The organism is Halomicrobium urmianum (assembly GCF_020217425.1).
In the GTDB taxonomy this organism is placed as follows: Archaea; Halobacteriota; Halobacteria; order Halobacteriales; family Haloarculaceae; genus Halomicrobium; species Halomicrobium urmianum.
Window position 1 is genome coordinate 385,411 of sequence record NZ_CP084091.1, and the last position, 25,256, is coordinate 410,666.

The window sequence follows — 25,256 nt, forward strand, 5'->3', positions numbered from 1 at the left end:
CAAAGGTCACGCTTAACGACGACTCCACCGACATTCTCACTCCACGCTGTACTCGACTATCATATCAAAACTTTTTCTTCACGATCGATCCGAAACCGGAGCAGTTCACTCTACACTCGAGTATTGCTCGCAGCTCTCGTTAGCCGGCATCGCCTCGTTGACATCCCCCTCCAGCTAAAGCCGGAGGAATCCCGAGCGTTGGGAGATTACGGTTTGCAGACTCCCTGTTCTCTCGGTGTGAACCGTCCGCTCTCGCGGTCGAACAGGAAGACTCCGGGCTGTGCCAACCAGCCGTTACTCATATCCCCGGTCGGGGGACTCTGAGTTATCTTTCTACGGATGTTCACCGCACCGTTCACGTCTGCGTTCATCGTCGTCTCGCACGACTCGCAGACGTACAGCTCACGCTCCACCCGGTTGCTATCCCGAATCTGCCCGCAACACGAACACGTCTTCGAGGTGCTTTCTTCGTCTACCCGGTCAACGAGGATGCCGTATTCCTCGGCTTTGTATTCGAGGAGACTGGCAAATCGGTCGAACTCCCATCCGTGGAGTGTCTTGTTCCCCGACGCGCCCCAGTTCCGCGAATCGCCGTTGTCGTCTTCGCGGATGTCGCTAAGGGCGTCAACCGCTATCTTCCCCACGTCTTCTTCGACACACCGCTCAACGACGTGCTTGCTGAGGGTGTGAAGGAAGTGGTCTTTGCGTCGGGAGCGTGTCCGGCGAGCCTTCCGCACTCGCTTCGACGGGCCGTTTTCGCCTTCGGTCTGGTACTCCTGGCGGGTGAAGTAGTGTTTGTCCTCTGTCAGCGTGTTCCCCGGATACAACTCCGAGGGCCGTCCTCGTAGTCGATAGCGAGGTAATTGCTGATGCCGAGGTCGATCCCCGCCGCCTTCTCGCCGGGGGCGTCCTCGACGGGAATCTGTTTCTTGCAGACGAGGTGGAGGTCCCAGTCGTCGCCGTTCAGACGGCACGCACCTGTTGAATGTTCTCCACCTGTACGTCGGGTCGGGTTTCGTATTCTGCGAGGATGAAATCCGACCGTCCGTCTTTCAGGTTCCAGCCTTTCGAGAGACGAACGCGGTTGTGCTTGGCGTCGTGTTTGATACCGTTCTGTTTCCACGTCACGGTGGAGCGTGGGTGTCGATCGCCACGTTTCCGATAGCCCGGCGGGTTATTGCCGTCGTCGGAGTTGTACCACCCGGTGAACGCTTCAGCAAGTTCTTCGAGAACTCGCTGACTCGACTGAGAATGCAGGTCACTATAGCGTTCGTTGTCTTTCAACTCTGTTTTCAGTTCGGCTTCGTCGGGTATCTCGCCGTCTTCGTCCCACCGGCCTTGGATGTAGTAGCGTCCGACGTTCCACAGTTTCGAGGCGGAGAACCCGCACTGGTCGAGGTCGTCACGAACCTGTTGGTAGTTCGTGATGCGTGCGACGTAGGTGCGGGTCGTCTCCAGCATCGTACTGTGTTTGGCGTGGAATATCCGGCCTGTCGGTATCGGTGGAACGTGGAACTGAGTGACGGCGCGTATCCACGGCCTTCAGGCCGTGGTATTGCGCCTGCTCCGCGTATAATTTCCCTCTCTCGTTTCTCACGTCGATCTGTCCACCTCCCTCGACCGATATCGAGTCGATGACGTCTGACGGATTCGGTTCTACTGCATCAGGTACGGCCTCTGGAGAACAGGTGCGGATACGAGCGAATTCAGGTTCGGGAAGCGCTACGTACATTGTATTTCGACTCGACGAGAGTCAAGTGCTCTTAGGATTCGTCGGTACTGGTGACACCAGGTAAGCGGTGGCGCTGCATCAACCGGCGGCGCAGGCTCTCCTCGATGCTACTGCGTGACACATCGAAGCCGGGGCCGAGAGGGGAGGGTAATCGGCGGCCGATGTCAGTGTCGAGTCCGGTGATCGAAGGAACCGATACGGAGATCTCGACGAGCGGCCGGGTGCCCTGAGCGCTGTTCTTGTCTTTCAGGTCGGCGATCGTTGTGGGATTCGGTCCGGCCGGCCCGTGGTAGCCGCTCGGTCCGGTTCCGTCGGAGTCACGGCCGCTGCGGTATCGGTCGACGACCCGCCTGGGCAGCGTCACGGTGAGAAAACCGAGCTTGAGCAAGTGGCCAGTCCCCGCCAGAAGCGGGCTGCCGACAAAGAGAACGCCCCCGGTGACAAGCCACAGGGCGAGGACACCAGCCAGGGTGGCCGCGTACCCTGTGATAGTGAGGCTGCCATTGAGGTACTGACTGAAGAAAATCTGGCAGTTAATTGCAGCCGGGAAGAGGAGACTGACAGCGGTGGCGTACAACCAGGATTTGTCAGACCCGTATAACACCAGGCCCAACAGATTCCCGGTCAAGAACAGACCGGCCGCAAAGGGAGAGAACACGTCTATAACAGCCGGTAGGACGTTCGTCATATACTATGTCAACGCAATGCGACGGTTTTTATTGATACTTGCGGCTCCGTCTTCAGATTCGTGGGTGTATAGAACTCACGTCATGTTGTCTGCGATACAGTCTCGAAGACCCCGTCGTTTGGGGATACAGCGTCCACGTCGGTAGTTCTTGGAGGACCGTTCCGTGACAGGTTTTGATATAGTGACCCACTGGAGGCACACTGGGTGGATTGCAGTTCCCTGCTGGAGTTCGGTTACCCCAGCATAACGCATAATTGTACACCACCTGATTCGCCGGTATGGCATCCGAAAGCGTCGTCGAGAGCGCGAAAGGCTGTTTATTAGGCCTGGCGTGTGGGGACGCGCTCGGTCGACCGGTGGAGTTCTCCTCGGCGGACCGGATTGAGCGCGAACACGGTCGCGTCACCGAGATGATCGCGCACGGGACTCACGGGAAGCCGAAGGGAACGATCACCGACGATACGGAACTGGCCCTCTGTGTCGCCCGGAGTCTGGCCGACAGGGGCGGCTTCGACGGCGAGGACGTCGCACGACGGTTCCTCGAGTGGTACGAGTCCGATCCGTTCGATATCGGGCTGATGACGGCTGACGCTATCCGGACCTATCGAGCCGGTGCCCCCTGGGACCGGGCCGGAGCGAAGGTCTGGGAAGAGCGGCCGGAAGGGAAAAACGCGGGGAACGGGAGTGTCATGCGGTGTGCCCCCTATGCACTGTCTTACGATGGACTGGAATCCGTCCGTGGTTTCGTGAGCAAGCGCTCCTCCGCGATCACGCACGCCGATCCGCGGTGTACGTACGGCTGCCTCGTATTGAACGGCGTGCTGGCCGCCCTCGTCCACGGTGAATCCCTTGCACTGGAATCGGTGAGTCGCGAGGTACACCCCGAGGCCCCGGACGAACTCTGCGATGCCCTGTTCGAGCTCCGTGACCTCTCACCATCCGATCCCTCGCCGTCAGGGTACGTGATCGACACCCTTCAGACGGCCCTGTACGATGGCCTCTCCGCTGATTCAGCCGAGGACGCTATCGTGAACGCGGTCAACCGTGGCAACGACACCGATACAGTCGGTGCGATCGCCGGCGCGATAGCCGGCGCGCGGTTCGGTGCCGAGTCGCTCCCGGATCGATGGCTCGAGCACATCGACGAAGCGTCGGAGTTAGCGTCGCTCGCGGAGACGCTGATCGAGCAGTCGCACGAGGACGGGACTGGCTATCGGGGCGGACGAACGGTCGACGACGCGGCCCCGACAGGGCCGACTTACATCAGAGCAGACCCGCCGATCGAGTCCGGCGGTCACCGACCGAACCAATCTCCGAGCCAGGTGCTCGATCAGTCCCCGCGAACGTACTCGGCCGCCGACGCCGTCGAGGCTGATTGGATCCGTCGAGCGTATCAACGACAGACATACGTGCAGCGAGAAGCGCGACCCGCTGGCGACCGAGCCCTCCCTGACGGGTTGCGGTTGGTTCAGTCGCCGGAAGCTGTCCGCGTTCCCGAATACTGTGTGGCGGCCACCGCCGAGGGGCTCCCTGAACCGGATCGGAAACGGATCCGTCGCGAGATCCGACGCGGGGGTACAGCCGAGGACGACGCCGTCGAAGCGTTCGAGACTGTCCGAGACCACGTCCTGAACGAGGAACAGGTCCCCGAAACCGGTCAGATCGCGGCGGTAACGCGCGTTGGAATGAGTTCAATTGGCGTTGCGGCTGACGCCGCGGAACTGATTTCCCGACCGCAACGACTCCTCGAGGCGCTCGACGCGGCACAGGAGCGGGTCGACTGTGCGACCGAATGCTGTGCTCTGCTGGGGGGCCTTGAACCGACGACGGCCATCGAGAACGGACGTGTGGCGGCCGAAGGGGCACTCGGGTTCGCACAGTCCAGTCGTGATGCCTATTACGCGGCCGCGATTCGCCACCCGGAGGTCGATGAAGCGGACGTTCAGGACGTCAGTGAGTGACTCCGGACTGGACGAACACATGACTGAAGAACCACGGTTGGAAGTGTACGAAAGCGGAGACCGGACCGGGTATCTCACCGCGTCTGGGGACGCGGAGTACACCGGTGAGAACAGCTACGTTGCCGGCGTATTCGACCGGTACGAGGGGGGCTACTTCGTAACCTATCACGAGGATGTGGAGTCCCCCTTCGGATCAGTGACGAAAGCGGAACGGGTGACCGGCGAAGAACTCTTCGAGGCGGTGAGAGCCCGACTCGACCCGCTCGATCTCGACGTGCGGATCGTCTCCGCGGATTCCGATGAGTGAGTTGGATGGCTATTTTTCATCCGCAGCCTCAATACCCGTGTAATGACCCGACGCTGTCAGTTCTGTGAGCGGCCGATTCGATGGCCCGGGGATGAAGGTGTCTGTCTAGGCGAGCACTCTGATCGGGATCAGGACCCTGTGACCCTCCATATCCACTGTCCGTGTCCGGTTCATAACTTCGAAGCTGATAGACGTTACTGTGCTCCTGAACACAGGACGTCAGGGACAAGCGACGCTGACCGTGAAGACGCTGACGGGACGACAGTCGATGAACTGCTGGAGGAGGTGGTTGCGGAGCATCCTGAGCTTGCAGAGGAAGACGATGAGTGATGGACCTATAGTAGAAATTGAAACTATTCACACATCGAGGGGCATCCCGGGTGTCCCTCGAGTGTGTCAGTACGTTCAATTTCTACGATAGTACAGTCAGACTGGTGTACGCTCTTACCGTGCAAGCGTCTCTTTGTTGATAATCAGTACTTGACGACTCTGGGGCACCGATAGGGCTTTTAAGATTCTAACTGAACGGAGACCGCGATCGAGGGGAAGTAGCAACTGGCGATGGACAGTGTCCGGTACGGAAACGATGGGGTGGGAGGGTGCCGGGGTCGGGGGGGGGGGGTTCGGGGGAGTCGAGGTGCAGACGACCTGTCGTTGTGTCCATCAGGCGACTACGGTTCACTGTCCCCACGGCGCCTGATGGAACACACAGCGATCAGGGAAACGCTCTGTCTCAACTAGGGATGACCCCGGCAATCAACTAGCGCTGATTCGCGGCTAAATATCCTTTGGTACCAATATATATTATGAAATCAATACAATTGCGATGGATATCGGCGACGGGGAGAGAAGGGGGACGGCGGTTCACCGTTTGAGTGTCCACTCGCCGTCGTCGAGTTCGACGACGACGTCGAAGAGGTGGAGAAACGTCGCGATCGTCTGCTCGTCGTGGACGGTTGGATCCATGTGGAAATGCGCGACAGCGCCGGCCTGAGTGAATCGCTCTGTGACCAGGTGAACGAATTTGAACAGTTCCTCGCGCGAGACGTACTGGAGCAGCGGCGTCAGCGATTTGAAGCAGACGACGAGTTGCCGTTCCTCGTTCTCGGCCGTCAGCTCGTCGAGTGCGTTCGTGATCTCGACGCCGAGTCCAGTGAGGTCTGCTGGCGAATCGGCGGTCCGTACTGACGCTGTTTCGCACAGTTGATGGACCTCATCGGCTGTCGAGCGGGACGCGGCTGACCGCGTCGACGTATCGACGTCGATCAGTGTCGCCGCTGCAGGAGCAGCGTCGGCGTGTTGGTGCCACAGCTGAATCCGGTCGTCCGGCGACTCCGTCACTGTCACTGCCAGCATCGCTTCCGAGGCTGGCTGTTCGACCGTGAGCAGGTCCAGACAAACGGGCTCGTCGTCCACCCCAAACTCGGAACTGAGGACGAGGACGTTCTCTCCCGGTTTCACTGACTTATCAATTTGTGCTGCAATCGAAGTTATCTAATCAATATATAATTAATTTCCAGACTATATTAACCTTGTCCGGATATAGCCGATCCACTGAGTCACGGTGCAACTGTCTGACAGGAATCTTGCATCGAGAGTCGCAGGCCGCCCACCCAGCATCACCGGACGGGTGAGAGTTGCGAGTTCGAAACGTACGACGCTAGTTGCCACGAAGCCGGTATCCGTACTCGCAGCGAGCGACTGCTTCCGTTGCCGGCCACCACGGGCCCTCGTTCCGACGGGTCGACAACGTCGTAGTGGACCGACTCCCGCGTCGCCCCAGCGCGTGAGCTATAGGAGAAATTGAGCGCAATGATACATTCGAGGGGCACCCGAGGTGCCCCTCGATGGGTACATAGCTTCAATTTCTACGATACACCAGTCAGGTCCCACTCCGGGACACCATCTGCATCGGTAGCTCCGCGGCGCCTCGCGGTGGACCTGCCGGCAGTCGCTCGAGTTCGGATTCGTCCGCACAGACAGCCAGAGCCGCCACGAAGGCAGCGAGAATGCCGTCCAGTGTCACTGACGGCGCTGGAGGCCACTGGAACTCAGCGAGGCCACTATCAGGCGAGCCCCGCACCTGACCGGGGGCAGACAAATTACGACTGAGTCCCTTCGTCAGGAAGAGAGACTCGAATCTCGTCGTACGTCACTGTGACGTCACAGCCACCGAACTCGAACGAGAGTGATTTCGGTCCTGCGGTATCCTTCGCTCCCGTGAAGATACCGTCCAGGCCTTCTGGATCAATTGTCTCGTAGAGCGGCTCCAGATCCGTCGGTTCAGTATCTGTGAGTGCACAGACTGTACGAACAACGGCAACGCTTGGAGCCTCGTCTCTCCCGATTTCGTACGTGTACTCGGTGAGCGATGCCGATCTATCGTCACCGCCACTGGTAGAATTATTGTCCATTCTTAGAACGGGAGATGGTCGCGGAAGTCTTCGCTCTGGAAGTCAAGATGGTCGAGCCGGGGTCCCAGAAGCTCTCGAACGAGCACGACGAAAGGATTGTCTGAACCGTTACCGACAATGGCACGTGCTTGCTCACCCTTACCATCGTTGTCTGCGTTCCGTATACTAAGAGCTACTTGTTCCCGATCTGCGAGTATCAGCCACTCTATCCTGGGTTCCGTAGATTCCGAGTTCATCCAGTCTAATTGTGGCTCCCACAGCGTTGCCTCTGGGAGACGCTCTTGATAGAACTCGAGTACGTCTTCGTCCCTCGATCCAGCGTAGATCTCCACGCGACGGTCGAGGGCTTCCTGGAGACTGCGCATACAGTCCTCTTCGAATAGTTCATCGCTGGTATACATACAGAACAACTCCTCGCTGGCGCTGTCAGCGATCGATTGACCAGCTTCGAGAACCGAAGTGCGGCCGGTGATGACGCCGATATCGTCGGTACCGTCATCGCCTGGTTGAAGCGTAGTCAGTGCCTCCTCGATCATCTCGATGTTGTGCCACTCGGCCTCAATGTCGGTCGCACTGAACGTGGCGGTATTCTCTTGGGGGTCGTATTCAACGAGTCCAGCTGCCGATAGTCGCGGTAGTCGATTGTGATGCAGCGAGATACTGATCTGTTCGAGCGTCTCCTCGTACTCCGCCGCACTGAGAATGCTGTGATTGCGATCGACGAGTGCTTCGGCCAATGAGCCCACTGAAAGCGGCTCGCTCGTCTCGTGAAGGATATTCAAGATAGCCCGATTACGTTCGTCTTGGAGAAGATCAACTGTTTCGTCGCTGTTACGATCCGTCGTCATCGTACGCAATATACAATAGGCCTGTTAAAATCCCACGGGATTTGCTAGATTATTGAATATATTGAATTTGTCCTGCAGGATAAAGATAGCTAATTAATCAGGAGTCCAGAACGAATCTATAGGTGACATCCTCCCCGCCGTGAACGGCGGGATTCTCGCCTCGAAACAAGATAGCGAAGACGGTCAAAAAGTTGATAACCATCTCCCTCACAGCAAACATCAACGTAAAATGTCAATCGGTGATGGTTTGTGACGTCTTTAAGTGATGCTTTTACCGGGACAGCCGCGATAGACGGTGAACCACTGTCTGCACGAGTCCGATGGGCACGGAACGGTTACGTCCTGATTTCCGGACTGTTCACTATTTGCGTCGCCATTCAAGTATATCTTGCTGGAATGGCGGTCTTCGTCGACCCGGCGAATTGGGCCCAGCACATGGATTTCGTCCACTATTTCCAGTATCTCCCTCTTGGACTGTTTCCGCTCGCATTAATCGGGCGGGTGCCACGTGGACTTAAATTACTCCCAGTTGGACTCGTTCTCCTGATCGAGGTACAATACGTAACCTCAGAATTATTTGGATCACTCGTCGGGGCCATCCATCCAGTCAGCGCGTTCATCATCTTGTGGACTGCGATGCATACGACGCGACGGGCATGGGACAATACCTGAAGCGGCGATCGTGAAATTCTCCGAAAGAGGCGTATTCTGAGACGGATGCACTCGGTACAGAGCGCGTGGGCAACGATAGCAAAACCAGATCCAAATCGGCCTCGTTCGACGAAGAACCCGTCAACCCGGACGAGTAGAGGGAGTGGTGCCGGAGCGACGTCGGTTGCTCTCAAATTTTACCCCGTGTTCGAAGTGAAAATCGACGAGAGCACCGACAAAAATCGGGACTGGAACGGGTTTCACATCAGTGACGGGAGTGGATGTGGGTTACCTTTTCCCTGGTTGCAGACTATCGGTCACTGGATCGAGTATCCGCCGTCGACGGGGAGGGGCTGTCCGGTCACGTACGATGCGTCCTCGGAGCAGAGCCAGACGACCGCGGAGGCGATCTCCTCCGGCTGACCGAGTCGGCTAGCGGGGATTCCGGCGATCGTCTGCTCCGTCGATTCGGGATCCTGTTCGCCCGAACGGGCGACCATGGGTGTGTCGATGACCCCCGGAAGCACCGCGTTCACCCGGAGACCCTCGCTGCTGAACTCGACGGCAGCCGTCTTCGTCAACCCGACGACCCCGTGTTTGCTGGCGACGTACGGACTCAGGTTGGGGAATCCGAGAATGCCGGCGATCGAGGACGTGTTGACGATGGCCCCGCCGCCGCTTTCTAGCATGGCCGGGATCTCCTCGCGCATCGCAAAGAACACGCCGTTGAGATTGATATCGAGGACCTGGTTCCAGTTCGCGTTGTCCTGTTCGGAGAAGCCGACCTGGTCGCCCTCGATACCGGCGTTGTTGAACGCGAAATCGAGGCCCCCGTACGTATCGACGGCCGTTTCGACCGCCGTGGCGAGGTCGCTTTCGTCGGTTACGTCCGTCTCGACGAACGTCGCCTCGCCGCCCTCGGATTCGATCTGTGAGACGGTCTCCTCGCCGCCGTCCACGTCGATATCGGCGGCGACGACGCTCGCACCCTCCTCCGCGAATCGCTGTGCAGTCGCGCGTCCGATGCCCGAGGCCGCGCCTGAAACCAACGCGGTACCGCCATCGATGCCGTTCATTCGAGCTCACCCCCCCCCCGGTCGAGGCTGGATTGACCTGCTCCGTCGCGAGTGCATCCGCGCGCTGTCGTGGACGCCATCACGCGCTCACCTCGAAATTGAGCACAGCTCGATCACCGACTGCTACCTCTGTGCCCGAATCTATCATGATAATTGGAACCATTGCACAACCTAGTACGCTTCCGAACCTATATCTGAATTATTATATATTGTTGACGATTAGATGACACGGAAGGTATCGACGCTCCTCCAGAGTGCGAGAATCCCGTCCGAACGTCGTTCTGGCGGGGAGAGCGTCTCAGAACAGGTTAACTGACGACTCCTTGTGAGGTACTGACTACAGGCGTGCGACAGTGAACGATATTCCGCTGGACCTTGCGAGATGACCAACCGAAGCCCGCCAGAGGTGTTCGTAGACGTCGCCGTGGCGCCGGAGAGGACTGGGAATCTGAAACGACGCCCGACGAACGCATTCGACACGCCGTTGCACACATGTGCAGCCCTGTCACGGCTGATGCGGCGGCTGAGGATGCACGGACCGCTCCGAAGACCGTTCGAAAGCACCTGAACATACTTGCTGACGAGGGCTTCGTCGAGTGACGATAGCGTTCCCGCTTGAGAGATGCAGGAGTCGCCTGATCGAAGGGGAACCCATTCTCTTCGTGGGACTACGGATCGTCCGGCGTTGCTCACGCTTCCATGTGCTCCTCGACGAACCAGTGGATGACGTGGCCCTCGGCACGATGGAGTACGTCGCTACACGTTGCGTTCGCGATACCGAGCGTCTCCGCCACGTCACCTAACGTTGATTCCCGTGGTGCGCGGTAGTAACCGGCTTCGACGGCGGCCATCAGCACTTCTTGCTGGCGGTTAGTTAGCAATTGGTCGGCCTGGCTCGCATCGATCTCTCGAACGTACTCGATAGAAAACCCGATGCCCAGATCGTCGAGGTGGTCGCGGAGGCTCGAGAGCCGACTCGTCGAGGTCGTCACCTCCCACGCGGCCTCCCCGTCCTGGATGTCGAAGGGCATCTTGAGCGGCACGCCGGCCCGCCAGACCGGGAGAAGCGGGAGCGGATTCGCTGTCTGTATCTGGAGGAGCGCTTCGTCGTCGTGTTTCCAGAGCAGCTCGAGGTCCTCGACGTCGTCACGAGCCTGAACGTCGGTGATGATAGGCAGCGGGTCGGCTGCAACGAGTCGGACGAGTCCGATGCCGGTTCCGTCACCTGGGATACTCGTGACGACCTGGAACACTACCTCCGGATACGTTGTTGAGAGGTCACCGATCCAGGTGTGAGCTGGGAGATCGATCGCGAGCTTCGCGTGTGGCATCGTCGGTAGGTCACCCTAACGGATCGCTTATAATAGCGGTAGTTGCGAATATATTAGGATGCGCCTCGACGATTCGTACTGATCACTAACCGGTCCAGGAGTGTACAGACACCTAATGTCGATACTCCACGAATGCGTGCCGATAGGACCGTGCTCTCAGTTTCCCGTCGTCCGGGCTTCTGTTGACGGAAAACCGTCTCGCGGCAAGCGTGACGTGGCAACTGCTGTGTCTCGTGTCTCGTCCACGTCTTCGAAACCGGAGGTGAGTCTTCGGTAATGGTCGACACAGGCGAGTGGATCACGGACAGTGCTCGGCTCGTCATCGCGGTCATGCTCATCGCGTCCGCGATCGTCGCCGCTGGAGTGCCAATGGTCGACCGCTCGACGTCGCTCGACCAGTTCCAGACTGATGCCGACGAAGCCGACGCCCTCGATTACGTCGACGCGAATTTCTCTAGCGGAACGGCGAACACGACGTCAGCACAGGTCATCGTACGAGACGACAACGTCCTCGATAAGGAGACTCTCGTTTCGATCCTCGAATACGAACAGGCGCTCAGGACCAACGAAACAGTCAACGAGACACTCGTCGAGAACGGCTCTACCCGAAGTGTCGCGAACCTCGTCGCGACCGCAGCGATCCGCGACGACCGGGCCGCTGAGCTCCAGACTCGCGAACGCGAATTGGCTAGGACAGAGGCTGAGCTCGCGGGTGCCCTCGATTCGCTCGCGAGCAACCCGAACGCGAGCGTCCGACCAGCGTTCGATGCCGTCGACGCCAACACGTCAGTGACCCTCACGGAGGAGGATTACGCTCTGTTCGCAGACGCTGCCGAGGAGCGACGGGGATCGAGTGACGGAAACGCGACGACCGACAGAACTGCGACGGCTGCGGCTCGAAACGAGACGGGAGACAGTACGAGGAACGTCACGGAACAGATTCTCGCAGACGAGTACGCGATCCTCGCCGAGGACAGGCGGGAGTTAGCGGACCTCGACCCCACACTCGAGAATCAGACCGAGGAACTCCGGTCGCTGAACGATTCGGAAGTCGAGACCGTCGTCGCGGACGTACTGGGCGGAGATTCGGACCAGTCGGCACGAGCACTCGCCTTCATGCCCGACTACTACGAACCGGGATCGACGGAGGCGAACGCGACGCTACTCGTCGTGACCCAGGAGTCCGCAGGCGGGTCGTTCGCACCCGGTGACGCACCCGAGGAGATCGAGGACGCACAGGCCACCACGATGGATCTGGCACCGGACGACGACTCGATGTCCATCCTGGTCTACGGTGATGGCGTCGTCTCGACGGAGATTACGGATTCGATGATCGACAGCGTCCTGCTGGTCGGCCCGCTGGCCGTCGCGTTCGTCCTGCTCGTGCTCGTGGTCGTCTACCGTGACCTGCTCGACGTACTGCTCGGCCTCCTCGGGATCGCGCTCGTTCTGGTGTGGACATTCGGTGCGATGGGGTGGTTCGACATCGCGTTCAGCCAGCCGTTCATCGTCGTACTCGTCCTGTTGATCGGCCTCTCTATCGACTACGGTCTCCACGTCGTGATGCGATATCGCGAAGCCCGCGGATCCAGCGAAACACCGCCCAGTCGTGCCATGGCTGTCGCGCTCGGGAGCGTCGGGATCGCACTCGTCTACGTCACTACGACGACCGTCATCGGCTTCCTCTCGAACCTCACGAGCCCGCTCGGGGTCTTCCGCGAACTCGGCGTCGTCAGCGCCATCGGCATCGTGGCAACGCTTCTCGTCTTCGGCCTGCTCGTTCCGGCGCTGAAAGTCGAGCTCGACGGGCTGCTCGAACGCCGGGGAATTGACCGAGTGAAACCTGCGGTCGGAGCCGGGGGCGGGCTGATCAATCGCCTCCTGGATACGGGTACGACGCTCGCGACGAAGGCTCCCTACGTCGTCATCGCCGTCGCGCTCCTCGTCAGCGCTACAGGTGCGTACGGAGCGACAGATATCGAAGCCAGCTTCGAACAGTCAGACTTCCTCGCAGAGGATCCCGACGACTGGTTGAAAGACCTCCCCGACCCGATTGCACCGGGGACGTACACGGCGGAGACGGCGATCGATACGCTCGACCGGGACTTCGTCAGACAGGACACCACCGCCACGATACTCGTCAGGGGCGACGTGACCGACCCCGCGACACTCGACAGGCTCGACGCGGCACGCGCGAACGCCAGCGACATGTCGTCGACGGAGACGTACGCCGACGGCGAAGCCGCAGTGACCGACCCGGTCACAGTGATGGACCGCGTCGCAGCGGACAACGAGTCGTTCAACCGGACGTTGTCGACCGCCGACACCGACGACGACGGTAACCCCGACGAAAACGTAACCGCCGTCTACGACGAGCTCTACCGGGTCGCACCCGAGGAAGCCGCCGACGTCGTCCACCGAGAGGACGGCGAGTATCAGGCTGTCCGGATGGTCGTGACCATTGACAGCGGCGTCGACGACGATGTCGTCCGCGACCAGATGGAGCGGATCGCCGGCGACGCCGACGGGGAGGGCGTTTCCGTCATCGCGACCGGTGACGTCATCGTCAACCAGATCACGGCCGACCAGCTCGCGGAAACGGCACTCCTGAGTCTCGTCGTTGCGCTGCTGTCGGTGGTTGTCGTCCTCGCGGTAGCCTACCGGCTCACCGAAGGGAGCGCATCACTTGGCGTCGTCACGATCGTCCCTGTCGCATTCACCCTGACGTGGGTGCTCGGGACGATGGCGCTGCTGGACATCCCGTTCAACATCGTCACCGGCATGATTACCGGACTCACGATCGGGCTCGGCGTCGACTACAGCCTCCACATCAGCGAGCGGTTCAATCAGGAACTCACCGAAGCCGAGACGGTTCCAGCTGCGTTACACGAGACTGTAACCGGGACCGGAGGTGCGTTGCTGTCGAGTGCGACGACGACTGCTAGTGGATTCGCCGTGTTGCTCGTCGCGATCCTGCCGTTCCTTCAGTCGTTCGGCCTCATCACCGCGCTGACGATCGTTCTCTCGTTCCTCGCCAGCGTGTTCGTCCTCCCGAGCTTACTCGTCGTCTGGGCACGGGTTGTGAAACGAGATGGCGGACTGGGGCAATCCAGCACGAGTACAGCCGCAGAATTACCTGGTAGTGCAGCTGCGGTCGACGCTGCTGTGACGCGGACGATCCACCGCTCTTACATCTCACCTGGCCAGACGATTCCGGTGACTGTCTCGCTCCGGGACATTCGCAATCGGATGATTCTCAGGGAAACAGTCGACGGTGGGATCGCCGATATCGACGTCTCCCCTGAACCAGTTACCGTAGACCGGGACGACGGGACCGTCACAGTGTACTGGGATACCGCTGATTCGGTGGGAGACGCTACTCTCGAGTACACGGTCGAACTTCCTGCGGAAGCAGCGGACGGCGACGTAATCACGTTCGAGGGGACCGTCGAAAGCAGTGACAGCCGACGTTCGGTCGACGGTGACGAGACGGCCACTGTCGTCGAGGATATCTTCCAACGCGTGCTTGAGCGTGGCGCAGTCACTGACGCCGACATCGAGATCGCTATCGAGCGTGACGACGTCACCCCCAAAGAAGTCGAGCGTCTTCGCCGTGCCTGGCTCGACGAGGATTGAATTCAGGAGTCTCACTCGACGTCGACGGTCTCCATTCGCTCGCGGATTACGTCCGTCGGTGGCGGAGACTTCTCGTGCTGTTCCTCAGAATGCCGTTGGACCTGTGCGATGACCTCTTCTTCGTCCGCAGCCCGAATTAGGAACACGCAGTCTGGGGCCGCACATTCGAACTGATACGCCATGTGTGTGATATGCGCCCCCACACTCGTTAATCCGTCCCTCGAATACGTTTCGTGACGCCCTGTCTCTCACCGACCGATGGGTTCGACAAGATCGGCGACCTCGATCCGAGGCCGCGTGCTTTTCAGCGCACGAAGCTGGATACGTCAGGAGCGGTCAGGTCTCGCTCGTTGGCGGCTTCGCAATAGCCCGCGCGGTCATGTGTTCAGAGTCGCTCTCGACGGCCGCAGCCAGCGCGAGTGCATCGTCGTCGACGCGGTCGACAGTCGCCGTGTCGACGACATCGTGCTCGGCTTCAGTGACCCCGTCTCGTCGAAGGCGATGGCGTCCAGATTCCGTGCCTCCTCTCTCACGAACCGACCGCGGACAAGCATCCCGTTCCGAGCGGCGAGTGACGTGTTGATTGCGACGACCAGCGGGATCGCGAGCTCCAGCGCGTGCGGGCAGGCGATGACGAGCACCGTGACGACGCGCTCGATACCCGTTGCGCTGAACGGGAGCGCGATTCACAGCTTTCAGACCGTGGAATCACGTCACGCAATATCGTCTTCGAGCCAAGCGATCAAGCGGAGACGTCGGAAGCGTGGGGTGGCGGATCAGTCCACTACGGCAACTCGCTGGTGGACCTGAATGAACGCAACGTGGTATCTTCGAGCGCGGAGAGTCTTCGCCGAATGTCCGTCCGATCCCACCCGAGCGGTGACAGCACGCTCTCGACGGCTCGGATCAGCTGTGTCTCGTAGTACGTGGCGTCGTACGCCTCGATCTCCTCGTGAGCGAGTGCGACCCGGTCCCGCGAGGACTTCTCGTCGTCGACGACCACGTACTCGACGTCCTGTCCAGGATGGACCGCGAGGTCCTGGTCGCGAGCCCGCTTCAGGGCCGCTACGTTCTGCGTGTTTTGCGAGTGACCCTCGAGTGGTCTGGAGACGCGATTTCGTGCGACGAGCTGCTCGACCGGTACGTCCCCGGCGCGAAGTTGGTCGACGGCCTCCCGGAGATACGCGAGGACCGACTCCGGCGACCGGGTCGCGTCGAATCGCTCGAGACACGACCGCTGCACCTCCTCGATGAACGGCGGCGTCGAGCGCTGTCGGGCTTCGATACCTCTGATCTTGAAGTCATCGTCCCCGGCGACCTTCCCGAAATACTTCGTCAACGCGCCGGCGTCGCTCTCGCGTTGCGGGACGAATGCGACCCAATCGTAGTGTGCTTCGTGTTCGAGTCGAATCTCGACGCGTTCCGTGATCTCCGCCGCGAGCGTCTCGAGGTTCTCGCGGTCATCGCCGTCGACGTCGGGATCCGGCGTCACCCAGATCGAATCGACGATGCCGTGGACGACGCGCCAGCCGCCGGCCTCCAGCCGCTGTTTCGCCGTCAGCAGAATCTCGCGAGCGAACGCGTTGATCGCCTCGTGACACTCGATGCGCCCGAACTTCGCGTTGCTGAACCCCTGATAGCCGAAGCAGGCGACGAGTATCCACTTCAGCGCTCCCGACCGGCCCTCGAGTTCCGCCAGCCGGTCCTCGTCGGGGTCGTCCCGATCCTTCTCGCGACGGATGGCGGCCTTGATCTCGTCGCGAGCGTCGATGATGGGTTGGAGGACGTCAACGAGGTACCCGCGGTCGTCGCAGATAGAGTACCCCAGCCCCGGCACGTCGTCGCGGTCGCTGTGACAGTCACACCGGATGACGTCGGGCGACACGTTCCGGGTACAGATGACGTTCGGGTAGAGGCTCGAAAAGTCGAGTTCGTGGACGTCCTCGTGGAGGCCGACCGCGGGCACGAAGATGAATCCGCCGCGGTCAGCGTCGTGGAACGTCCCCATCGGCTTGTAGAATTCATGACGCCAGGAGTTCCAGGGCACGAGGACGCCGCGGTCGTGTGCCTCACAGATCTGGATGGCAGTGAGGACGTTCCCGATTGACGCCCACGCAAGCTCCTGGACCGGCTTCTTCGAGCGCGACACGAGGTCGAGGACGCCCTCGAGGTTCGTCTCCCCGTAGAAGAACGTATTTGACTCGTCGATGATCGCCCGACCGGGTACGTTGTACCGCGCTGGCGAATGACCCACCTGGCCGTAGCTCGAGTACGTCGACCGGCTCGCGAGCTGCTGGTAGTCCACGTCTGGCCACCGACTCAGCGTGAAGTCGTCGACGCCGGTGGTCGTCGCCATCTCGTACAACGTCGGAATGATCTCGCTCGTCGAACAGACCAGGACGTCCGGATCGTGTGCTTCGAGCGCTCCCTGGACGGTGGTCAGGATATCCGTCGGCGAGCCGGTGACGGTGTCACCGGCGATAGACAGCTCCCCATAGATGTCGTTGCTCGTTTCGGTCACCGGGACGCTGAGCCGGAGCGTCGACAGCTCGCTCGCCGGCGTCGGATCGACGCCGGTCTCCAGACAGTACCGGAACTCTCGCGAGAAGTCGACGTTGAAACAGGCGAGATTCCCGACTGGATAGTCTGACAGCTGGCGCGCCTGCCGGGCAAGTGGCGTGACGCGGTCGATGTGGGCGACGTCGACGGCGAGGACGGGCTCCTCGTCCCGTCGAAAGCCCGGTCGTCGCGCAACCATCTTGGTCGCGACGACGTCCGGGTGCTGGTCGTACACCGACTGAAGTGTCGTGAGGTCGACGTCGGCGTTAGGATCACGAGGGGCGACGTAGAACCGCGGCGTATAGTCGCCCCGTTCTGTCGCGACGGCGCCGCCAGTGGTACCCTCCCACTCCAGGACACGACCGTCGTCCAGAAAATCGATAGTGAACGGCATTTGGATTTCGACCTCGCTCGAACCGAACGATCCAGCACTGGATAAGTCGCGGTGTGTTGTTTCCACAGTTCTGAGAACAACTTTGATGATACCGTTACCGGATCACTTCGATCTAATTGCTTGCCTTCAGTCTTTTCCGGGACGGGTTCCGGAATCTCTCCCTAACCAACACTGCCGGAGATAGCTGCGAATTTGTTGGTTAAGACAGCTGGCGATAACCTCCACGCATGGCGTGCCCAGGAAAACAACATACTGTCCCACAGATTATTATACTGGTCTCCCGTTGTTTGGCATACAATGTCTGAGGAGACGCCCCCGCCCCATCGAATAAGCCCGGATGGCGGTACCGAACACCAGGACGTGAATGATGTCGTCGAAGAAGAATGGATTGAGGAGACGACTCCCTTCGAGCGAGTGTATGAGACTATTCGCCGTGCCTACGATCCCGTGTCCGCGACGCAGATTGCCGATCGTGCCCGCGTATCTCCGACCACGGCGCGAAAGCACTTGCGAACGCTCGAAAGCGCCGGGGAAGTGACGACTTCCCAGGACGGCCAGACAACGCACTACCGACGGTCGGAAACGGCTATCGTCACCGAACATGCACAGTCGCTCCTCGCGGAACAGACTCCCGAAGAGATTGCGTCCGGCATCGCTGATATGAAGGCACAGATACAGGAGTGGCGTGAGGAATACGGCGTCGATTCACCTGAGGAATTCGCCCGTGAATTGGATATCGACGACGCCGACAGCGACCACGGTGCGCTCCTCACAGAATGGCAAACGACGCGACGCAACCTCGCGCTCGCACAGGCAACGCTCGCTATCGGTGAAGCGAGTCATACTGGACACCTTACTGGTACGGATACAGACGATGATGGCAATGACGGCACATCCATCAGCGTATGACCGACGACGAGGACCCTTCTCAACATACCCCGCCGAATGAGCAGTCCGGGGTGTTTGGCCCCATCGACGCTGGGGCGTTGCGTGAGATTCGAGATCTGTTTGTAGAACAGGAGCCGCTGGTCCAGACAGCGTCACTGGATGACCCGTTGAATCCACAGACGCTCTCGATCGAACTGTCCGACGGCGTCGGAACAGCATCAACCGCTCGGATAGACGTCCGGTGGAGTTTGACTGGGAACTACGCCGCACACTATACGGACAACCAGGATCAGAATTTTCGCTTCGACTGTCACCCGAAACCTGACGCGCCGAGACGACACTTCCATCCACCGCCTGATGCTCCAAGTCGTCCCGTCGAGCCATCTTGTATTACTGTGTCTGCGGTCGACCTTGTCACGCGAGCGATTCTCCAACGATGGCGATACGCCTATGCCCACGAATCATTCGAGGGGATTAACGACGCGGAGAATCCGCCGTGACATCCTCCGCACCGTGAACGGAGAGGGATCGAAGATCCCTCAGGCAGTCGGGCATAGCCCGACGACGGCGCGGCTTCCCTGCATGGGAATACCAGCTAACTACCGGCAGAGGGTTCCGACCCGACCTCGCCGAGCGTCATCTACCGTGGTTGGCTTTGCTCGGTGGGGGTCGCGGCACTGTCACAGGCGCTCCCATCCCGTGAGATGTCATCGTCCGCCGGTTTTAGCGACAGGCTCTCACCCCACGGGTCGTGGCGGTCAGCAATGTTAACCGCCGCGTTGATGTCTGCGTGGTACTCCGATACCCAACACTCGTCGTTCTGACACCGGAACTCGTCACCGTTCCGGTATCCGACGTGGCCGCACTCGTGACACGTCTGGCTCGTGTATTCCGGACGGATGTATTCGACCGGAATCCCGGCTTCTCGTGCTTTGTCTTCGATCCGGTGTTGGAGGCGAGCGAACGCCCATGCGTGGAGGCGCCGGTTCATCCACTCGCCGTAATCGAGGTCTTCGCGGATGTCCGAGAGGTCTTCCAGCACGATGACTGGCTTCTCGAACCGGCAGGCGTACTCGATTGCCTGCCGAGACGCCTTCTCGATGATGTCAGTGAGTGTATTCTGGTAGTGGTCGAATCGGTCGTCGATCCGCCACTCGGCGGCCTCGCGCTCTTGGAGTCGCTTCAGCGTCGTGTACATCTCTTTGCGAAGGTGGCGAGCGCGACCACCGTTGATGAGCAGTGGGTCGGTCGGAGTGTCCTGCTCGCAGGCACAGCCCGCGAGCAGGTGTGCTTCGCCAATATCGAAGCCGACTGGCGTCACATCCTCATCGGTCGGTTCGTAGTCCGGTTCGTCGACCGGGAACTCGACAGTGACGTGTAGCGTCCACGACGTGCGGTGGCGTTGCAGGCGGAGTTGCCCTGCCGACGCCTCACCCTCCACGAGGTCGTACCACAGTCCATCTTGGGCGGGGTTAATCCGGAGCGGGATCCAGAAGTTAGTGCCGCGACCGGGCTGTGGCACCCACCACGTAAACTCGTAGTCGCGTTCCGCCGAGTGGTCGAACTCGGCGGCTTGGTTGGTGAGCCGAACCGGGTGGTTGTCGTCCAACTCCTGTGCGTCATAGGTACCGTGCAGTTGCGGGACGTAGTTGCACAGGGCCGCCTTCGCCTGATACGGCAGGTCGTAGGGCGTCACCACGTCGCTGGTGGCAGTCATCGTTTCGCAGCCGGCCTCGAACGCCTCGTGGAGTCCTGCCCGGTAGGTGTCGAGCAGGTCGCACAGTTTGCGCTCTTTGTGGGCCGTCGGCGGGGCGAGCGTCGCCTCCAGCGTTTTCGTGATGGTAGTGGTCATGCTACTGGTCGTCGACGTAATCCATCAGCACGTCGATACTGACCTGCCCGGTCGTCGCGAGGAAGTACCCCGATTGCCAGAACGCATCTTCGAGGGTCTGTTTCACCTCTGGGTACTCTTGCCGAATCCGGCGCGAGGTGACTCCCTTGAGCGAGTTGATGAACTTCGTGAGGTCGGTGGTGGGTTTGGTCGTGAACAGGATGTGAACGTGGTCGGTGCCGCCGTCGACGTTCTTGATGTCGGCCTCGAAATCCGCTGCAATCTTGTGAGCGACTTCGGCGACGCGCTCCAGCCGCTCGTCGGTGAGGATGTCGGCGCGGTCCTTCGTGACGGTCACGAAGTGATACTGGAGCGCGTAGACCGTCTGCGACCCGGATTGCAGATGATACTCCATTTGGCCACACCTAATATGGGACACCCAATTCGGATAACTCTTGTGCCGGTGGGTATTCGGTCGGGCAGACCCGCGTGGACTGTCGCACCTGGCTTACGCGATTCACACCCGTCCCCAGAAATCTTCGATTTCTGGTGTGCGAACGAGACGCTTCGCGTCTCGTCAACGCCGTGAACAGCGGGATTCTCTCGCTGAATCAAGATAGTAGGGTGTGTCCGTCTTTGTGGATTCTGTTTCCTTCGTGGATCTTCTTTCGCTTCCGGAGTGATTTCCACAGTCTCGTAGCAAACCTTAACCTACATACCCGGTCATTCTACGCCAGATGTTGGTTAAGATCAAAACCGGCTAGTTTTCCTTCTCACTGTTCCCAGAGCGTCTCGATGCGCTCCTCGATATCATCGATGATGAGACGGTAGACGTCCCGATGGTCACGCGGCCACTGAGCATCTTCTGCGTCGGTACGACTGGCTGCCGGTGGGGGATGGAAGTGGGCTCGCGAGTTGTGTACGTTCGGGTGTCGATCCCACCGACATTTCCACGTACTGTCCTGATGTGCTTCCTGATAGTGAAAATTGAAGTCGTCGTTGCGGTACCAGCGGATCTCGAAGCGAGCGGATACGTCGCCCGGGTAGTAGTCGTTGGACAATTCAAGGCGGAGATGGAGTTTCCCGTCCGCAACAATATCCGCTGTCTCGACCATTCGACTCCCAGCGAATCGAGACTGTATCTGCTCCAATACCGACCGGTCTATCGGCGCGGGGCTCGCGCCATCGTCAACCGGCACCATCGTCAACTATGCGACGGTGCCGTGGGGCCGGCGGCCTTTCTCCGGGCACGTTCGTGAAGGCGACGCTCCTCGATTGCGGTCGCCCAGTCGCCCAGATCCACATAGACATCGTCGATTTCCGCTGGGTCGAACTCGAGGACGTCGACCTCGGAAGGTGAGTCGGCACCGTATTTATCGCGGTACTCCTCGATTCGGTCAGTCAACTCCGAGACGCGAACCTGCAACTCATCGACAGTGTTCGTCTGTGCCAGTTCGTTCACGCGTCGCCATTCGAAGTAGTCGTCGTTGCGCTCGTACCGTACTGGCCGACCCTCGTGCCGGACGACAATACCGAGATCGGCGTAAAAGGAGAGATATGACCGCGCTGACTCCTCCGAACAATCCGCTTGGTCGGCTATCTCGGCGGCCGTCATCGGTTCACGGGCATGCAGGATTGCCCCATATACCCGCTGCTTCGTGTCCTCGTTTTCGAAGGGTCGATCGAATGGGGGCGGACCATCCCGGTGAGCGTCGTTGGCCATACGCTCTCTAACGGAGCCAAGCAATATATCTCTTCCTAGAGGCTAAATATATTGTACACGTCTGTATTCACCAATTTTGGACTGCCAATCCGCCAGAGCGAGGATCAAAAGTTCTCCCGCTACTGAGTGTCTTCGTCTTAATTGGGGTCCCTCTGGTGGCTCAACTCTCGTTGTTCGAGTTCTGCCAGACGCTCTTCGTGATCCTCGAGGCGGGCTTCCTGCTCGAGATCGATACTGAATAGTGCTGGCAGTAGCGGGTTCTGATGGTTCAGCAGTCCACTCGCGTCGGCGTGCTCGCGAGCGTATTCGAACAGCTGGTCGAAGCGCGGCTGGTCGCGACGGCGGAGCGCCCGCCGGAAATCCGCCCAGCGCTTCTGGATAGCCCGTAGCGCATCCCGGTACGTCGGGTTCGTGCGCCCCATCGTTATCGCCCTCCGGTGCCGGTCGCCGTCCAGGCATCGAGGAGCGGACTCGCGGTGAGCGACGCTGGCTCTCCCTCAGCCGTCACTCCCGTCCCGACGTCTGCCGTACTCGACGTCGACGACGAAGGGGTCGCCGGTTCGATTCCGACCTGTGTGGCCCGCGCAGCGAGTAGCTGCCGCCAGTAGGCGAACGTCGTCTGATGACATCCTCCCAGGCGGGAACGCTGGGGTTTCCTCTCCGACGTGGGAGTCTCAGACTGCCTGAGAGTCCCCGGAGGCAACATTCCCGTCACGGTAGACGGTACTGGGGTCTGTGCGCTGTTCTTTGGGACTGTCCCTCGCAGGAGAGCGTGGTGACTCTGACCAGGTGTGGTCGTCCCACTCGAACCGCACGGGCCGTGCCATCGGCCTGACTGCTTCACTTGTATGCCGCTCCAGGAACGTTTCTGACGCCGTGATGTCAGCGTGTCCCTCGAACCCACATGGACAGGTGAGTGTGTCCTGATGCCGTGTCGTTCGGTCTGTCGAACCGCACTGTGGGCACTCTTGGCTCGTCCAGGCTTCTGACCGGACCTCGACCGAGATACCGTATTCTTCGGCCGTACAGGCCAGCCGTTCGGTGAATTGCTTGAACGCCCAGAAGTTATGGGTTTTGGCGTTGGTGTCGACCGACCAATGTGTTTCCAGGACATCGGTCAAGCCACCGATATACACGGTATCCATGCCGTCCTCGTACAGTCGTTCCACTAGGTCGCGACACAACGCTTCTTGGGCGTGGTCGCGGCGACGGGTCCGTTTCCGATACAGCCGCCGGATGCGCTCGCTACTGTACTGGCCGTCTTCGAGTTTGGACTGTAACCGGGCGATCTCTCGGGTCGTCTCACGGAAGCGGTCGAACAGGTCCCGGCCGTCGTACAGGTATTGCTGGCCGGTCGTGGTAGTGCAGGCGACGAGATTGTTCGCACCAACGTCCAGAGCAGCCGTCTCGTCGGCCAGTGGAGTCGCCCGTGCATCGTCAGAAATAGTCACGGGCTGCGAAGCTCGGAAGGTGTTGTCAGTCTCGTCGTACCACAGGTCTAACCGGCCCTGTTTGTCGTAATCGGGCCAATTCGGGTCGCCGGCAATTTCTAGCCGGAGACGCCCGGTATGGTCGTATCGATCTTTCAGTTCGCTCCCGACCAGTATCTCCAGGCGGGACCGCTCGCCCCATTCGACGGTGTACGAGGTGTTCCGAATGACGGTCTTGAGTTGGCGCCCCTCCTCTTCGTTGCCACGGAAGCCCGGCGGTTCGGGGTGTTCCGTGACCGACGTGTTCGAGTCGTCGTGGTACTGCTCTTTCAGTTGGAAGAACCCGCGCCACGCTTCGCTGTTTGTCCGGATCACTTGTTGAGCAGTCGATGCGCCGAGAACGCCTTTGTACTGCCCTTCCAGCCGGCCTGTATCGGCGTCCCAGACGTCGCCCTCGAAGCCGTCCTCGTCGTTGTACCGCATGAGGCGCTGGTAATTGACTTCGTTCCAGAGAGCGGCAGAAGCGTCCAACAGGTCCCGTAGCAGGTGCTCCCCATCGTCAGAGAGCGGTCGCACGGCGAACGTGTTGGTCCGCTTCACGACGACAGATGTTTATACGTTTGGTCCTAAAGTCCTTTCGTCATGCGCCCCAACATCGACATTTCACACACGCTCGGTGGGCGAGTCAAAGACTACGCGGAAGCAAACGATCTGGACCTCTCAGAAGCCTATACAGAGGTATTAGAAGCAGGTCTGGAAGCGTTGGAGCCCCGAGACCGCCAGTAGCACGGCGGTTCCTCACCGGAGCGTACGCGATTCACGCCCGCCGTGAACAGCGTGGCGTCGAAGACGCCACGGGCAGACGGCGGGGCTCTCTAGCTGTCAAAGGTAGTTGTTCGTCTGCCGAAGCTGCCGGCACGTCCCGAGCATGGCACACGCCTTCCCGAGTTGGATGTCAGCGTCGTCATCAGCCCCTGTCAGGAGAGTGAGTCCTGTGCCGGGCCGGTCTCGTCGTCCTCTAACAATTGCTCGGCGCGTTCGAGCGCGTCGACGACTTCATTCAGCCCCATCTTCGAACACCTCCTGTTTCACTGCGTCGAGTGCCGGCGAATCTCGGAGAGTCAGCCCTTCAGTGAGAATATCGTCGATCCGATCGTGGTTCGCGGCCGACTCTCTGGGTTCGACGACGATGTGTGCCTCGTACCGATCGCCGTCAAACTGCTCGTCGGCGATCTCCTGCTCGATGGCGTGGGCCTCGCGCTGGGCCTGCATTCGGTCTCCCTCGACAACGACGAACAGGTCGATGTCGCTCGTTCGATCGGCGGCGCCTCGCGCGACGCTACCGAAGAGGACGACGCCGACGTCGTCGCCAATCCATTCTTCGAGTCCCGTGAGAATCGCTCTGACCGGTGCGTGATACTCTGATTGCGGAATGGTCGTTACCGGATCGTCGGACTTGACGAGCATTTTTGGATCAATCCGAACAGCATTGGCCCGGCCAGATCGATCGACGGTGATCACGCCGAGTGCCTCGAGCATGTCGACGGCGGCATTCACACTGCTCAGTCCTTTTCCCGTCACCCGGTGAAGTTCTCGATTAGTGAAATCTCGGTCTGGATTGTCGACGAGGAGATGCAGAATATCAGCGGTTGCTCCATATCGGAACGCGTCCGGATCCTCGAGCGGGACGGGGAGCCGAACGTATGATCCCTCATTCGGCCCCTCAATTTGAACTGCCTCACCATTCATGAATGCTCTAGTGGTTCAAAAGACCAAAAAGTCTTGGT

22 protein-coding genes and 3 pseudogenes are annotated in these 25,256 nt (G+C 60.0%); 6 read left to right on the forward strand and 19 right to left on the reverse strand.

From position 1 onward, the window contains the following. Nucleotides 1–206: 206 nt before the first annotated feature. Both LCY71_RS18780 and LCY71_RS18785 read right to left on the reverse strand, forming a co-directional pair. Nucleotides 207–1,461, reverse strand: a pseudogene (locus tag LCY71_RS18780) (RNA-guided endonuclease InsQ/TnpB family protein). Nucleotides 1,462–1,763: 302 nt separating this feature from the next. Beyond that, complete coding sequence (locus LCY71_RS18785; protein ID WP_225336086.1) at nt 1,764–2,420, reverse strand: hypothetical protein; 657 nt, start codon at nt 2,418–2,420, stop codon at nt 1,764–1,766. A gap of 278 nt (nt 2,421–2,698) precedes the next feature. On the opposite strand from LCY71_RS18785, the gene LCY71_RS21620 reads away from it, so the two are divergent. Together LCY71_RS21620 and LCY71_RS18795 are read left to right on the forward strand one after the other, a co-directional pair. Then, nucleotides 2,699–4,381, forward strand: a complete 1,683-nt coding sequence (locus LCY71_RS21620) for an ADP-ribosylglycohydrolase family protein (RefSeq protein WP_308444704.1) — start codon at nt 2,699–2,701, stop codon at nt 4,379–4,381. Nucleotides 4,382–4,400: 19 nt separating this feature from the next. Then, on the forward strand, nt 4,401–4,688 hold the full coding sequence (locus LCY71_RS18795; protein ID WP_225336087.1) for a hypothetical protein: 288 nt from the start codon (nt 4,401–4,403) through the stop codon (nt 4,686–4,688). 864 nt (nt 4,689–5,552) lie between these two features. Here LCY71_RS18795 and LCY71_RS18800 read toward each other — a convergent pair. The 3 genes from LCY71_RS18800 to LCY71_RS18810 all read right to left on the reverse strand — a co-directional run bounded on the left by LCY71_RS18800 (nt 5,553) and on the right by LCY71_RS18810 (nt 7,950). Next, nucleotides 5,553–6,149, reverse strand: a complete 597-nt coding sequence (locus tag LCY71_RS18800) for a DUF7504 family protein (RefSeq protein WP_225336088.1) — start codon at nt 6,147–6,149, stop codon at nt 5,553–5,555. Nucleotides 6,150–6,790: 641 nt separating this feature from the next. Beyond that, nucleotides 6,791–7,102, reverse strand: coding sequence for a HalOD1 output domain-containing protein (locus tag LCY71_RS21770; protein ID WP_225336089.1), 312 nt, complete (start codon nt 7,100–7,102; stop codon nt 6,791–6,793). Between the two features lie 2 nt (nt 7,103–7,104). Beyond that, entirely contained in the window at nt 7,105–7,950 is an 846-nt protein-coding gene (locus LCY71_RS18810; protein ID WP_225336090.1) for a DUF7344 domain-containing protein, read from the reverse strand. A 435-nt stretch (nt 7,951–8,385) separates the two neighbouring features. Between LCY71_RS18810 and LCY71_RS21775 the strand changes: the two genes are divergently transcribed. Next, complete coding sequence (locus tag LCY71_RS21775; protein WP_373325181.1) at nt 8,386–8,622, forward strand: DUF6220 domain-containing protein; 237 nt, start codon at nt 8,386–8,388, stop codon at nt 8,620–8,622. A gap of 296 nt (nt 8,623–8,918) precedes the next feature. On the opposite strand, the gene LCY71_RS18820 is transcribed toward LCY71_RS21775, so the two are convergent. Together LCY71_RS18820 and LCY71_RS18830 are read right to left on the reverse strand one after the other, a co-directional pair. Next, nucleotides 8,919–9,677 (reverse strand): glucose 1-dehydrogenase, encoded by a 759-nt coding sequence (locus tag LCY71_RS18820; protein WP_225336092.1) that lies wholly within the window; start codon nt 9,675–9,677, stop codon nt 8,919–8,921. A gap of 689 nt (nt 9,678–10,366) precedes the next feature. Beyond that, nucleotides 10,367–11,008: a helix-turn-helix domain-containing protein gene (locus LCY71_RS18830; protein WP_225336093.1), complete on the reverse strand. Its 642-nt coding sequence runs from the start codon at nt 11,006–11,008 to the stop codon at nt 10,367–10,369. Between the two features lie 276 nt (nt 11,009–11,284). Here LCY71_RS18830 and LCY71_RS18835 point away from each other — a divergent pair, with 276 nt between their 5' ends. Then, the gene (locus LCY71_RS18835; protein WP_225336094.1) at nt 11,285–14,644 is read left to right on the forward strand and encodes an efflux RND transporter permease subunit; all 3,360 of its coding nucleotides are present in this window, start codon (nt 11,285–11,287) and stop codon (nt 14,642–14,644) included. Between the two features lie 11 nt (nt 14,645–14,655). Here the strand turns inward: LCY71_RS18835 and LCY71_RS18840 are convergent, their stop codons facing one another. From LCY71_RS18840 to LCY71_RS18850, 3 genes and pseudogenes are all read right to left on the reverse strand, one after another. Next, nucleotides 14,656–14,826, reverse strand: coding sequence for a DUF1059 domain-containing protein (locus LCY71_RS18840; protein WP_225336095.1), 171 nt, complete (start codon nt 14,824–14,826; stop codon nt 14,656–14,658). Between the two features lie 131 nt (nt 14,827–14,957). Then, nucleotides 14,958–15,330 (reverse strand): annotated as a pseudogene (locus LCY71_RS18845) (heavy metal translocating P-type ATPase); the annotation flags it as partial. A 98-nt stretch (nt 15,331–15,428) separates the two neighbouring features. Then, entirely contained in the window at nt 15,429–17,597 is a 2,169-nt protein-coding gene (locus tag LCY71_RS18850; protein ID WP_225336096.1) for a type B DNA-directed DNA polymerase, read from the reverse strand. Nucleotides 17,598–17,957: 360 nt separating this feature from the next. Between LCY71_RS18850 and LCY71_RS18855 the strand changes: the two genes are divergently transcribed. Together LCY71_RS18855 and LCY71_RS18860 are read left to right on the forward strand one after the other, a co-directional pair. Next, a complete protein-coding gene (locus tag LCY71_RS18855) occupies nt 17,958–18,506 on the forward strand; it encodes a DUF7342 family protein (protein WP_308444708.1) in 549 nt (182 codons plus the stop codon). Next, a complete protein-coding gene (locus tag LCY71_RS18860; protein WP_225336098.1) occupies nt 18,503–18,985 on the forward strand; it encodes a toxin-antitoxin system TumE family protein in 483 nt (160 codons plus the stop codon). Before LCY71_RS18855 ends, LCY71_RS18860 begins: the two co-directional genes overlap by 4 nt. Nucleotides 18,986–19,125: 140 nt before the next feature. On the opposite strand, the gene LCY71_RS18865 is transcribed toward LCY71_RS18860, so the two are convergent. The 9 genes and pseudogenes from LCY71_RS18865 to LCY71_RS18900 all read right to left on the reverse strand — a co-directional run bounded on the left by LCY71_RS18865 (nt 19,126) and on the right by LCY71_RS18900 (nt 25,218). After that, entirely contained in the window at nt 19,126–20,337 is a 1,212-nt protein-coding gene (locus tag LCY71_RS18865) for an RNA-guided endonuclease TnpB family protein (protein WP_225336099.1), read from the reverse strand. 1 nt (nt 20,338) lies between these two features. Next, nucleotides 20,339–20,731 (reverse strand): IS200/IS605 family transposase, encoded by a 393-nt coding sequence (gene tnpA / locus LCY71_RS18870; protein ID WP_225336100.1) that lies wholly within the window; start codon nt 20,729–20,731, stop codon nt 20,339–20,341. A gap of 358 nt (nt 20,732–21,089) precedes the next feature. Next, on the reverse strand, nt 21,090–21,431 hold the full coding sequence (locus LCY71_RS18875) for a toxin-antitoxin system TumE family protein (RefSeq protein WP_308444705.1): 342 nt from the start codon (nt 21,429–21,431) through the stop codon (nt 21,090–21,092). A gap of 89 nt (nt 21,432–21,520) precedes the next feature. Then, nucleotides 21,521–22,039, reverse strand: coding sequence for a DUF7342 family protein (locus tag LCY71_RS18880; protein ID WP_225336102.1), 519 nt, complete (start codon nt 22,037–22,039; stop codon nt 21,521–21,523). 137 nt (nt 22,040–22,176) lie between these two features. Beyond that, nucleotides 22,177–22,461 carry a DUF8156 family protein gene (locus tag LCY71_RS18885; protein WP_225336103.1) on the reverse strand — a complete coding sequence of 95 codons (285 nt, stop codon included), beginning with the start codon at nt 22,459–22,461 and terminating at the stop codon, nt 22,177–22,179. Between the two features lie 2 nt (nt 22,462–22,463). Continuing rightward, nucleotides 22,464–22,673: pseudogene (locus LCY71_RS18890) on the reverse strand (hypothetical protein); the annotation flags it as partial. 40 nt (nt 22,674–22,713) lie between these two features. Further along, nucleotides 22,714–24,069 carry an RNA-guided endonuclease InsQ/TnpB family protein gene (locus LCY71_RS18895; RefSeq protein ID WP_225336104.1) on the reverse strand — a complete coding sequence of 452 codons (1,356 nt, stop codon included), beginning with the start codon at nt 24,067–24,069 and terminating at the stop codon, nt 22,714–22,716. A gap of 282 nt (nt 24,070–24,351) precedes the next feature. After that, the gene (locus tag LCY71_RS21930) at nt 24,352–24,450 is read right to left on the reverse strand and encodes a DUF8154 family protein (RefSeq protein WP_505706973.1); all 99 of its coding nucleotides are present in this window, start codon (nt 24,448–24,450) and stop codon (nt 24,352–24,354) included. A gap of 75 nt (nt 24,451–24,525) precedes the next feature. Beyond that, complete coding sequence (locus LCY71_RS18900) at nt 24,526–25,218, reverse strand: nucleotidyltransferase domain-containing protein (protein ID WP_225336105.1); 693 nt, start codon at nt 25,216–25,218, stop codon at nt 24,526–24,528. Nucleotides 25,219–25,256: the final 38 nt, after the last annotated feature.

Coding starts and splice junctions, on each gene's coding strand:
- LCY71_RS18785 (WP_225336086.1), bottom strand. CDS start 2,420: ATGACGAACGTCCTACCGGCTGTTATAGACGTGTTCTCTCCCTTTGCG.
- LCY71_RS21620 (WP_308444704.1), top strand. CDS start 2,699: ATGGCATCCGAAAGCGTCGTCGAGAGCGCGAAAGGCTGTTTATTAGGC.
- LCY71_RS18795 (WP_225336087.1), top strand. CDS start 4,401: ATGACTGAAGAACCACGGTTGGAAGTGTACGAAAGCGGAGACCGGACC.
- LCY71_RS21770 (WP_225336089.1), bottom strand. CDS start 7,102: ATGGACAATAATTCTACCAGTGGCGGTGACGATAGATCGGCATCGCTC.
- LCY71_RS18810 (WP_225336090.1), bottom strand. CDS start 7,950: ATGACGACGGATCGTAACAGCGACGAAACAGTTGATCTTCTCCAAGAC.
- LCY71_RS21775 (WP_373325181.1), top strand. CDS start 8,386: ATGGATTTCGTCCACTATTTCCAGTATCTCCCTCTTGGACTGTTTCCG.
- LCY71_RS18820 (WP_225336092.1), bottom strand. CDS start 9,677: ATGAACGGCATCGATGGCGGTACCGCGTTGGTTTCAGGCGCGGCCTCG.
- LCY71_RS18830 (WP_225336093.1), bottom strand. CDS start 11,008: ATGCCACACGCGAAGCTCGCGATCGATCTCCCAGCTCACACCTGGATC.
- LCY71_RS18835 (WP_225336094.1), top strand. CDS start 11,285: ATGGTCGACACAGGCGAGTGGATCACGGACAGTGCTCGGCTCGTCATC.
- LCY71_RS18840 (WP_225336095.1), bottom strand. CDS start 14,826: ATGGCGTATCAGTTCGAATGTGCGGCCCCAGACTGCGTGTTCCTAATT.
- LCY71_RS18850 (WP_225336096.1), bottom strand. CDS start 17,597: ATGCCGTTCACTATCGATTTTCTGGACGACGGTCGTGTCCTGGAGTGG.
- LCY71_RS18860 (WP_225336098.1), top strand. CDS start 18,503: ATGACCGACGACGAGGACCCTTCTCAACATACCCCGCCGAATGAGCAG.
- LCY71_RS18865 (WP_225336099.1), bottom strand. CDS start 20,337: ATGACCACTACCATCACGAAAACGCTGGAGGCGACGCTCGCCCCGCCG.
- tnpA (WP_225336100.1), bottom strand. CDS start 20,731: ATGGAGTATCATCTGCAATCCGGGTCGCAGACGGTCTACGCGCTCCAG.
- LCY71_RS18875 (WP_308444705.1), bottom strand. CDS start 21,431: ATGGTCGAGACAGCGGATATTGTTGCGGACGGGAAACTCCATCTCCGC.
- LCY71_RS18880 (WP_225336102.1), bottom strand. CDS start 22,039: ATGGCCAACGACGCTCACCGGGATGGTCCGCCCCCATTCGATCGACCC.
- LCY71_RS18885 (WP_225336103.1), bottom strand. CDS start 22,461: ATGGGGCGCACGAACCCGACGTACCGGGATGCGCTACGGGCTATCCAG.
- LCY71_RS18900 (WP_225336105.1), bottom strand. CDS start 25,218: ATGAATGGTGAGGCAGTTCAAATTGAGGGGCCGAATGAGGGATCATAC.